Raw genomic sequence first — 11,200 nt, forward strand, 5'->3', positions numbered from 1 at the left:
ACCCGAGCGCGCGATCCCGTCCCGATTGGAGCCATCCCCGTGCCCTCCTCCATCGTCCGCACCCTGGGCGGCCGGATCCGACGCCGCGGCGCCGGTGCCCTGGCCGTTCTCTGCGCTGCGGCCCTGGGCCTGGCCGCCGTGCAGCACCAGGGCATCGCCCAGCAGGACCTCGACCTCCACGATGACGGCGTCTGGGTGACCTCGACGTCGAAGCACCTCGTGGCCCGCATCAACGCCTCCTCCCATGAGGCGGATGGCGTCATCCGCACGGCGTCGTCGGACTTCGACGTCAGCCAGCACGGTGAGGACGTCCTCGTCTCCGACGTCTCCGCGAGCTCGGTGGACAAGGTCGATCCGGCGCTGGTCTCCAGCGCGTCGGTGGGCACCCTGCCCTCCGGGACCACGATCGCCCAGGGCGCGGACCGCGTCATCGCGATCAACTCGGCCGATGGCACCGTCAGCGGCGCCCTGGCCAGCGAGGCGGGCATCGTCACCGGCGGCTCGGCCTCCCCGATCATCTCCGATGCCCCCGGCCTCCTGGCGACGATCGGGACCGACGGCGCCATCCACGCCCTGTCCCCCTCCACCGGCGCCCTCACCACGGCCACGGCCACGGCCACCGCCTGGGCGGCCCCCACCTCCACCGCGCTGACGCTCTCGGCCGGCGCGGATGCCGAGATCACCGCCGTCGGTTCCGAGCCGATCGTCCTGGAGCGCGGCACCGGCATCCTCCACCTGCCCGGGGGTGCCACCGTCGACCTCGGCGAGACGGGCCTGGCCCTCCAGCAGCCCGGACCGGACGCCTCCAGTGTGCTCGTCGCCTCGCGCACGGAGCTCATCAGCGCGCCCCTCGACGGCTCGTCGCCCACGCGCACCCCCTCGGCGGAGAAGGGCGACGCGGCCCCCGGAGTCGCCGCCCGCCCCGTCCGCCTGGGCGCCTGCTCCTACGCGGCCTGGTCCTCCTCCGGGCAGTTCCTGCGGATGTGCGGCTCCTCGACGCCCGAGTACATCCACGACGACGCCCTGGCCTCCTCGACCACCCCCGTCTTCCGCACCAACCGCGACGCGATCGTCCTCAACGACACGACGATCGGCACCGTGTGGCTGCCCGACCAGAACCTCGCCCAGGCCGACGAGTGGACCGAGAACTCCGGGCACTCCAGTGACGACGCCACCCCGGACGAGAACGCCAAGGACACCACCGAGGACCCGGCCCAGACGCCCGACCGCGATGAGGAGAACCCGCCGGACGCCGTCGACGACTCCTTCGGGGTGCGCGCCGGGCGCACGACGATCCTCCCCGTCCTGGCCAACGACTCCGATCCCGACGGCGATGTCCTCACCGCCGTCCCGGGCGATGCCGGCTCGACGGCGACGGTGACCCAGGTCCAGGGCGGCTTGGCCCTGGCGATCAACGTCCCCGCGGGCGCGACCGGGACGATCACCGTGCCCTACACGGCCGACGATGGGCGCGGCATGTCCGACTCCGCCGTCGCCACGGTGACGATCCGCCCCGATTCGGAGAACTCCGCACCCGAGCAGCAGGCCGCCCAGACCCTCAAGCTCGCCGAGGGCGGCACGGACTCGATCTCCGTCCTGTCCAACTGGCGCGACCCCGACGGCGACGACCTGCACCTGGTGTCCGCCACCGGCGTCGGGCTGGAGACCCGCACCACCCCCGAGGGACTGCTCACCGTCACCGAGCTGACCGGCGGCACGGGGCCGCGCGAGATGACGCTCATCGTCTCCGACGGGCGGACCACCGCGGAGGGCTCGATGACGGTCGACGTCGTCCCGGCAGCCGACGCCGTGCCGGCCACCCACGCGGACCACGCCCGCGGCGTCGTCGGGCAGCAGGTGACGATCTCCCCGCTGGCCAACGACTCCTCGCCGACCTCCACGCCCCTGCGCCTCGGCTCGATCAGCGAGCCGCCCACGGGCACGACCGCCACGAAGGACCAGGCCGCGGGCACTGTCACCTTCACCGCCCAGAGCGCGGGCACCTACTACCTCGACTACGAGGCCTCCGACGGCACCTCCCTGGCCAAGGGGCTCATCCGCGTGGACATCGCCGAGGCCTCGGATCCCTCGGCGGCGCCCATCGTGGAGGACGACACCGTCTTCCTCGCCCCGGGCGGCTCAGTGACCGTCAATCCCCTGGCCAATGACTCCGACCCCGCCGGAGGAGTGCTCGTGGCCGTCTCCGCGACCACGCCGCCCGCCTCCGGGGTGAGCGCGACCGTCGTCGACCACTCCCTCATGCAGATCTCCGCGGTCGGCGAGCTCCAGGGCAAGACGACGGCCGAGTACACGGTCTCCAACGGCACGACCACGGCCACCGGCACGATCACCATCGTCCCCCTGCCCGACTCGGCCTCCCAGCCGCCGATCGGCGTCAATGACACGGCCGTGGTGCGCGCCGGCGACATCGTTACCGTGCCGGTCCTCGAGAACGACGCCTCCCCCTCGGGGCTGTCCCTGACCACCACCGGCGAGCTCAACATCCCGGACGACTCTCTGGGCACCGCCTGGATCAACCAGGACAAGCTGCGCGTCAAGGCCGGGCAGACCCCCGGCACCATGGAGATGTCCTACACGGTGCAGGACTCCGCCGGACAGACCGCCACCGCCACCGCCGCGATCGAGGTCCGCGAGCGCAACGACGCGGCGAACGCCGCCCCGGAGCCCCGCCCGGTCACCGCGGCCACCATCGCCGGCAAGGAGGTCTCGATGACGGTACCCCTGGACCGCATCGACCCCGACGGCGACTCCGTGACCCTCACCGGCCTGGCGACCCAGCCCACCAAGGGCAGCGTCGAGGTCAAGGGCAACGTGCTCGTCTACACCGCCTTCGAGGGCTCCAGCGGCACCGACTCCTTCACCTACACGGTCACCGACCACCTGGGCGCCACGGCCACGGGCACGGCGCGGGTCGGCATCGCCGCCCCTGCGGCCGTCAACACGCCGCCCAAGACCACCGACGACCTGGTGACCGCCAAGCCCGGCCGCAAGGTGCGGGTGGACGTGACCGCCAACGACTGGGACTCCGATGATGACCCGGTCACCCTGGCCGGCGAGCCCACGAGCGAGGACCCGGCCCTGACGGCGAGTGCCGTGAACGGCCAGGTCGCCCTGGAGCTGCCCGAGGCGGAGGGCAACTACACCGTCCACTACACGGCCACCGACTCCCGCGGGGGCACCGCGCTGGGTACCCTCACGGCGCAGGTGCGCGCCGACGCCCCGCCGCAGGCGCCCATCGCCGCCGACGACGCGGTGACCCTGTCCGACATCGACGCCTCGGGCACGGCCCTCGTGGACGTGCTCAAGAACGACTCCGACCCCGATGGGAGCCCGGAGACGCTCACCGTGTCCGCCTCGGACCCGAACGCCGCGGTGGAGGGCAATGCCCTGCGGGTGACGGTCACCGACAGCGCGCAGCTCATCCTCTACACGGTCACCGACCCCGACGGCCTCACGGGCCAGGCGGTGGTCTCCGTGCCCGCCTCCTCGGACCTGGTCCCGCAGATCAACCCCTCGACCACCCCGGTGAGGATCCCCGCGGACACGACCACCTCCATCCCCCTGGCCTCCCACGTCCTCACCCGCTCGGGGACCTCGCCCGTCATCGGGGACGAGTCCTCGATCACGGCCGGGGCCGGGCTGTCCTCGGCCGGCGCGGAGGGCAACGGCTCGCTGTCCGTGACGCCCTCCTCGGGCTTCACGGGGCAGACCTCCGTGTCCCTCACCGTGGCCGATGGGACGGATGACGGGGCGCTCAGCGCCGCGCTGAGCCTGCCGATCCTCGTGGAGTCGACGGAGAACCGCGCCCCCACGTTCATCCCGACGGCCGTGACCGTGGCGCCCAATGAGACTCCCGTGACCGTGGACCTGTCCGCCATGGCCACCGACCCCGACGGCGATGCCCTCACCTTCACGATCGGCTCGGCGTCGGCCGGCTTCACGGCCTCCCAGTCCGGGTCCAGCGTGACGGTGGGCGCGGACGCCGCCACGGCGGCCGGCACGACGGGCTCCCTGCCGGTGACCGTCTCCGACGGCAAGAACCCGGAGGTGTCGGCGAGCCTGCCGCTGGCGGCGAGCGCCTCGACCCGCCCGCGCATGACGACGACGCCGGCGACGCTGAGCTCCAACGGCGAGGCGGTGACCGTGGACGTGAGCGCCTACGTGTCCAACCCCTTCCCGGACCAGGGCATCACCCTGTCCGGCACCCCCACCATCACCTCGGGGCAGGGCTCGGTGAGCGCCTCGGGCACCTCGCTGACGATCACGCCGTCGGCCGGGGCCACGGGCGACATCGTGGTCCGCTACCAGGTACTCGACGCCACGGGCGCCGCGGACCGCGCCGCCACCGGCACGGTGACCGTCACCGTGGCCTCCGCGCCCTCCGCGCCCACACAGGTGGCGGCCGAGGCGCGCGACTACGGCTCCGCCAGGGTGACGTGGTCCCCGGGCAGCGCCAACGGGAGCCCCATCACGGGCTACACCCTCACCGAGGTGGGCGGCGCGGGCTCCTGGAGCTGCACGGGCAGCCCGTGCTACGCCACGGGCCTGACCGCCGGCAGGTCCTACACCTTCGAGGTGACGGCCACGAACGCCAACGGCACCTCGTCCGCGGGCCGCTCCAACACCGTCACCCTGGGTCCGTCCGCGCCGGGCGCCCCCAGCGGCGTGCGCATCCAGGCCGGCGAGGGGACCCTCACCGCCTCGTGGACCCCGGGGGCCGCCGTGCCGGGCACCCAGACCAGCTACCGGGTGGTCTTCCACTCCGACGATGGCGACATCACCCGCACGACGACCGGCACCTCGCTCACCATCGGCGCGTCCGACGGCGTGCAGGCGGGCGGCTCCTACTCCGTGACGGTCACGGCCATCGCCCGCTCGGGCGGCTCGGAGGTCGGCTCCTCCAAGAGCGCCAGCTCCGGCTCCTCGGCGACGCCCTACGGCAAGCCGGGATCCTTCGAGATCACGAGCGTCGTCCAGACGGGCTCCGGGGTGACGGTCTCCTGGCAGGGGGCCAGCCCGAATCATGCGGGCCCGGTCTCCTACACGGTGAGCGTCACCGGCCCGCAGTCCCGCACGGTCCACGCGGGTTCCGCCCTGTCGTCCTCGATCAGCCTCTCGGCGTCGGGCACCTACACCTTCAGCGTGAGGGCGACGACGAGGGCCGGCTCGACGGACTCCTCGAACACCAAGAGCATCAACCTCGACCTGCGCTCCAAGCCCCCGGCCCCCACGGGGCTATCCGCCAGCCCGACGCACGTCGAGGGGCAGATCTCCGTCTCCGCGAGCCCTCAGGCAGGCAATGGCTGGAGCGCTGGCGATCTCACCCCCGAGTTCCGCGTCAACGGCAGCGACTGGGGCACGAGAAAGACCTTCAGCAACCTCCCCGCCGGTCAGAACGTGACCGTGGAGGCTCGCGTCTACGGCACTCGTCAGGATGGCAGCACGGTCTACTCCGACGTCGTAACGACCTCCGTGACCGCAATCGGCTCACCGGGGCGTCCCGATGTCGAGTGCCGGCTCAACCAGGCCACGGGGTGGATGGACTGCTGGGTGGTTCATTGGTCGTATTACACGGGCGGGGATCCGTCCCTCTCCTACACCAGTTACGAGGCCGATGCCCACGAGAATCGCACCGGTCCGATTCAGGACCCCGCCCAGCCGTCATTCGGAAAGCAGTTGTCCGATGGCCAGACTCTCGGCTGGTGTGTTGAGGCGAGGAACAGCTACGGCTTCAAGAGTTGGGACTGCGAGAGCAAGACCTGGAACAAGCCGGAGCAGCCGAAGCAGGAGAACCAGGCGAAGCCAGACGGGCAGTACCAGGTCCTGCCGATCCAGACCACGAGCCCGGACGCCGTCTGCACCGCGAGTGACCTGGCCAAGTCCGGCTACTCCGCGGGCGGCTGCTGGCGCGTCGTCCTGGACTTCTCGGTCTTCCCCCCGGGGACGCCGCTCCTGTGCAACTTCGATGATACCAATGTCTGGCCGTCAAGCGCTCCCTACTACGCATTCCGGAACTCCAACCACTCTCCGGAATGGCGCAGCGTGACCCTGACAAATAATCCCAACCTGACCGTCACCTGCGAAGTCACGACCGGGTGACCCGCCATATCAATGACATCCCTGAACACCCTGAATACCCTGACCAACAGCCCCTCCCCGGGGGCCCCCACCTCATCCCCTGACCTCCCCGGAACCAGTGCGCCCGAGGGCGCCGGCGCCCAGGTCCTCACCCGCACCGGGTGGACCGCCGTCGGCCTCGCCGCCGTCAGCCTCCTGGCCGGGGCGACCCTCGGCTGGCAGGAGGCCTGGGCCGGCGCCGCCGCGCTCATCGCCTGCCTGCTGACGGCCCTGGGCTGGATCCTCCACCGGGGCGGGCACACCGTCACCCACGGCCTCATCGCCCCGCGCATCGCCGTGGGCGACCACGCCCTCGTGCGGGTCACCGCCTCCAACGAGGGCACCCGCGCCCTCCTGCCCACCCGCATGGAGATGCCCATGGGCGAGGGCCTCGCCGAGATCAACGTGCCCCTCCTCCACGCCGGCCAGTCCCACGACGAGGGCTTCGCCCTGCCCACGGAGCGCCGCGGCGTCCTGTCCATCGGCCCCGTCCTCCAGGTGGTCGGCGACCCCCTGGGCCTGGCCCGGCGCACGCGCGCCATGAGCACGGCGCAGACGGTCCACGTCCACCCCCGCACGGTGCGCATCGGCCAGGCCATCCACGGAGTCATGCGCGACATCGAGGGCGCCGTCACCCAGGACCTGTCCATGTCCGACGCCTCCTTCCACGCGCTCCGCCCCTACGTGCCCGGCGACGACCGGCGCCACGTCCACTGGAAGTCCAGCGCCCGCACGGGCACCCTCATGGTCCGCCAGTTCGAGGCCACCCAGCGCGCCAGCCTCCTCACCCTCCTCTCCGTGCGCGAGGACGACTACCTCGACCCGGACCACTTCGAGACGGCGGTGTCCGCCGCCTGCTCGCTGGCCCTCAGCTCGATGATGGAGAGCCGTGAAGTGGCCCTGCTCACCCAGCGCGACACCCTGCCCACCACGGGCCCCACGCGTTTGCTCGACGCGTCCTGCACACTGGACCTCACGGGCGCCGAGGAACTCGACGCCCTCGTCAACCACGGCACCGGACTCCACCCCGGCGCCTCCATCGTCGCGCTCATCACCGGTACGGGCTGCTCCGAGGCCACCCTGGCCAAGGCGCGCCTGCGCATCCCTGCCGGCATGAGCTCGATCATCATCTCCTGTGGCGCTGCCGAGCCCGGCATCTCCATGCTCGCCTCCACCCCCGTGCTCAACCTCGACACGGTCGACAGCCTCCCCCAGCTCCTGAGGAGGGCCCTATGACCCCACCGACACTCCGTCGCACGGCGGGCTCCCCCAAGCCCGCCGCCCAGGCGCGCCCCCGACGGGCGGGCCTGGCCGCGATTCCCTACCTCCTCCTCATCGCCCTGCTCGCGGTGGGGACGGCCCCCATCCACTCGGCCTTCGCCGGACCCCGCGGCGTCATCGCCGCCGCCGAGGGCATCGCCATCGGCGCGCTCATCGCCCTGGCCGCCGCCCGTCTGTGCCTGGGCCCCCTGCTCACCCTCGCCCTGGCCGCCATCGCCCATGCCGGCCTGGGCCCCCTGCTCCTGCGCGACGTCGGCTCGGGCATGACCGCCGTGCGGGCCGTCCTGGCCGGCACGGTCACCGTCTGGAAGGACTCCCTCACCCTGCCGCTGCCACTGAGCGGCTACGCGGGCATGTCCGTCCTGCCATGGCTCGCGGGACTGGCGATCAGCACCCTCTCCTGCCGCCTGCTGCTGGCCGGCTGGGCGCGCACCGCCGGCCTCATCGCCCTGGCGCTGCCCGCCATCCTCATCGACTGGGGAGGGCGCAGCGCCCCTGCCGCCCGCCTCATCGGCCCCGCGCTCGTCATCCTCCTGCTCCTCATGTGGGCCGCCGCCGCCCGGGGCCGGCGTGCCGGCCGCCTCGTGGCCGGCACGACCGAGTCCCAGCAGGCTCGCCGCCTGGTCACCCTGCGCCACCTCGTGGGCGCCGCCGTCATCCTGTCCATCGGGGCCGGCGTCGGGCTGGCGCTGCCCGCCGCCTCCGGAGAGCGCCACCTCCTGCGCGAGGCCTTCGAGCCCCCACTGGACCTGCGCGAGTACGCCACCCCCCTGGGGCTCACCCGCTCCCTGGAGACCGATCAGGCCTCCACCCGCCTCCTCAGCGTCGAGGGCCTGCCCGACGGCGCCCGCATCGCCGTCGCCACCCTCGACTCCTACGACGGCCTGGCCGCCCGGATCAGCGGCGGCACGGGCTCCGATTCCGGCTTCCGCCCGCTGGGCACCGACGCCGCCCTGGCGCCCACCGCCTCCGAGCCCGTCACCGTCCGGATGACCATGGAGGGCTACGCCCTGCCCTGGGTGCCCACCGTCCCCACCACCGCGTCCATCGAGGTCGGCGGGTCCCGCGCGCACCTGCTGCGCGAGACCCTCTACCGCGACGGCGCCTCCCCCACCCTCATCACGACCGCGGGCCTGGCCAGTGGCGACACCGTCACCGTGCGCACGAGTCCGCAGGAGGCCCCCACCGCAGATGCGCTCGCCGGCGACACGGTGGAGCCCACCCGGCTCGGCACCGTGGAGAACGTGCCCCCGGGGATCGCCTCGATGGCCGCCCGGATCGTCGGCGACCAGTCCGACCCGGTCGCGCAGATCGTGGCGCTCCAGAACGCGCTGCGCGCGGGGGCGTACTCCGACGGCACCAACTACGCCTCTCCCCCCGGGCACGGCGCCGCCCGCCTGGCCTCGATGATCAGCCACGAGCAGCTCATCGGCGACGACGAGCAGTACTCCGTGCTCATGATGCTGCTGTGCCGCTCCCTGGGGATCCCGGCCCGCGTCGTCATGGGCTTCCGCCCCGCCACCGACGGCGACGCCTCGAGCGTCACCGGCGAGGATGTCTACGCCTGGGTGGAGATCCCCTTCACCGACCACGGCTGGACGCCCATCGACGTCACCCCCGACCGCGACCAGGTCCCCGAGCAGCTCGCCGCGCACGACACCATCAACCCGCAGCCCCAGGCCCTCCAGCCGCCGCTGCCCCTGCCCAAGCCGGAGGAGCTGCCGCCCTCCTACGACGACCCCGATCAGGACCACAACCAGCCCGAGCCCGCGCCGGAGTCCGCCTCCCGCCTCGTGCTCATCATCGCCGGGTCCATCCTGGCGATCCTGGCGCCCTTCCTCATCATCCTGGGGCTCAAGGCCCTGCGGCGCAGGCGCAGGCGGCGCCGGCAGGGGGCCGACGGGGCGCTGGGCGCCTGGGACGAGCTGCTCGACCTGGCCCGTGACCTGCGAGCGCCCATGAGACCCGGCGCGACCCGCCACGAGACGGCCCGCAGCCTCGACGAGCGATTCCCCTCGGCGGGTCTCATTCCCGTCGCAAATAGCGTGGATGAGGCTGTTTTCGGCGCCGGCGAGCCGGCCTCCGATACCCTGAACTCGCTGTGGTCCTCCGCGGACACCGCGGCGAATCAGATGAGGTCCTCCCTCTCGCTGCCGGGGCGCCTGCGCGGGCGCCTGTCGCCGCGATCCCTGGCCTCTCACCGCCACGCCGCAGCGAGCAACCGAGCCAGAAGGAATCGCCCCTCATGACCACCGAGTCCCAGGAGCCGGCCGCCGCGCCAGGGCGCGGCGGCCGCCACATGGGCCCACCGGGTGCCGCCCGCCATGTCCTGCCCGATCTACCGGTCAGCCGATCCGCAGCGGGCTCGGCCGGGTCGGGCGGTCCCGATCTGCCCTCGTCCAGCCCGCTGAGCGCCAGCGCCCCGTCCGACGCCGCCCGGACGAGTCGGCGGGTCCGCCGCCGCCCGGTGCAGACCTTCAAGACGGTCAGGCCGATCCGCGTCGTCGACCTGTCCGCACCCTCTGCGGACGCGGCTGCCGCCCTGCCCGCCCTGCACGACCTGGGCAGCGCGGCTCCCGCCCCCTCGGCGCCCTCCAGCTCCACGGGTGTCATCCAGGAGGTGCCCCCGCCCCAGCCGGTCATCGAGGAGGTCCCCTGGACGGGATCGGGCTCCTCCGGGGCCTCAGCGGTCTCGGGAGCCTCGGCGCCGTCGGCGGCGTCGGCCTCCTCGTCCCGCGCCGTCCCGCCGCCCCGGCGCGGGCGGTCCTCGCTCTCCGCGGTCTCGGCGGCGGTGGCCTCGGTCTTCTCCGCGCGCTCGGCCGGCTCCGCCGTCACGCCCCGCTCGGCGGGCTCAGCCGCGACCACCGGCTCGGCGGCCTCCACCGGCTCGGCAGTCTCCGCCGCCTCCGGCCTGTCGGCGCCCTCCGCGATGAGCGCGGCCTCGGCACCGGCGCCCACCCGCCGCTCGCGCCGCCGCAAGGGGCGCCACGCGGCCGAGGCCGAGGCGGTCACCCGGCCCGTGCCCCTCACCTCCCTCGGCATCCCCGAGGACGCCTTCTCATCCGTGCGCTCGCCGAGCGCCCCCTCCCCCACGTCCCCGCGCTCCCTCGCCGGTTCCCCGCTCTCCCCCGAGACGTCGGCGACGCCGTCGTCCTCCGGGGCCCCGATCATCACCTCGACGCCGCTCGACTCCCCCGAGGGCGGCCGCCACACGGCGGAACCCATCGAGGACTGGTCCGAGGGCAGCGACGCCACGGTCCACGCGCTCACCGGGTCGATGGCTCGCAGCGTGTCCGCGCAGGCCGCCCCACCGCATCTGCGGCTCGTGCCGCTCACCGGCGGGCAGGCGATCGCGCTGAGCGACATCGCGCTGGTCGGCCGGGCCCCCGAGAACATCTCGCGCTACAGCGCGGCCGAGGTCATCCGCCTCACCGACTCCTCGCGGACGGTCTCCAAGACCCATGCCTGCATCGTGCCCATGGCCGACGGCGCCTGGATCTCGGACCTGCACTCCACCAATGGCACGCGGGTCATCATGGACGGCGTGCTCACGCGCCTCCTGCCCGACGTCCCCGTGCCCGTGCTCCCCGGCACGACGATCTACTTCGGCTCGATCGGCTTCATCCTCGAGTCCTGACCCCCTCCCCTCGCCCTCCCCTCATCGAGACCGGTCGAAGTGGCGATCGAGACCACTATGTTGGTTGTGGGTGGGTGGGTCTGACTCAATCGAGACCTGACGGCCCCTGGTTTGCGGGGTGTGTCCTTGGACCGGCCTGTCGGC

4 protein-coding genes are annotated in these 11,200 nt (G+C 73.1%); all 4 read left to right on the top strand.

What is annotated here, in order from left to right; all coding sequences use genetic code 11:
- The first annotated feature begins 39 nt into the window (after nucleotides 1-39).
- The 4 genes from B1H55_RS09550 to B1H55_RS09565 are packed head-to-tail and all read left to right on the top strand — an operon-like array spanning nucleotide 40 to nucleotide 11,056.
- Entirely contained in the window at nucleotides 40-6,120 is a 6,081-nt protein-coding gene (locus tag B1H55_RS09550; RefSeq protein ID WP_080461709.1) for an Ig-like domain-containing protein, read from the top strand.
- Between the two features lie 12 nt (nucleotides 6,121-6,132).
- On the top strand, nucleotides 6,133-7,374 hold the full coding sequence (locus tag B1H55_RS13030) for a DUF58 domain-containing protein (protein ID WP_080461710.1): 1,242 nt from the start codon (nucleotides 6,133-6,135) through the stop codon (nucleotides 7,372-7,374).
- Entirely contained in the window at nucleotides 7,371-9,668 is a 2,298-nt protein-coding gene (locus B1H55_RS09560; RefSeq protein WP_077239781.1) for a transglutaminase-like domain-containing protein, read from the top strand. Before B1H55_RS13030 ends, B1H55_RS09560 begins: the two co-directional genes overlap by 4 nt.
- Entirely contained in the window at nucleotides 9,665-11,056 is a 1,392-nt protein-coding gene (locus B1H55_RS09565; RefSeq protein WP_073453979.1) for an FHA domain-containing protein, read from the top strand. Before B1H55_RS09560 ends, B1H55_RS09565 begins: the two co-directional genes overlap by 4 nt.
- Nucleotides 11,057-11,200: the final 144 nt, after the last annotated feature.

It is taken from the genome of Actinomyces denticolens (genome assembly GCF_002072185.1).
GTDB lineage: Bacteria > Actinomycetota > Actinomycetes > Actinomycetales > Actinomycetaceae > Actinomyces > Actinomyces denticolens.

Bases quoted from the DNA above. Each gene is read 5' to 3' on its own strand.
- B1H55_RS13030 (WP_080461710.1), top strand. From the start codon at position 6,133: ATGACATCCCTGAACACCCTGAATACCCTGACCAACAGCCCCTCCCCG.
- B1H55_RS09560 (WP_077239781.1), top strand. From the start codon at position 7,371: ATGACCCCACCGACACTCCGTCGCACGGCGGGCTCCCCCAAGCCCGCC.
- B1H55_RS09565 (WP_073453979.1), top strand. From the start codon at position 9,665: ATGACCACCGAGTCCCAGGAGCCGGCCGCCGCGCCAGGGCGCGGCGGC.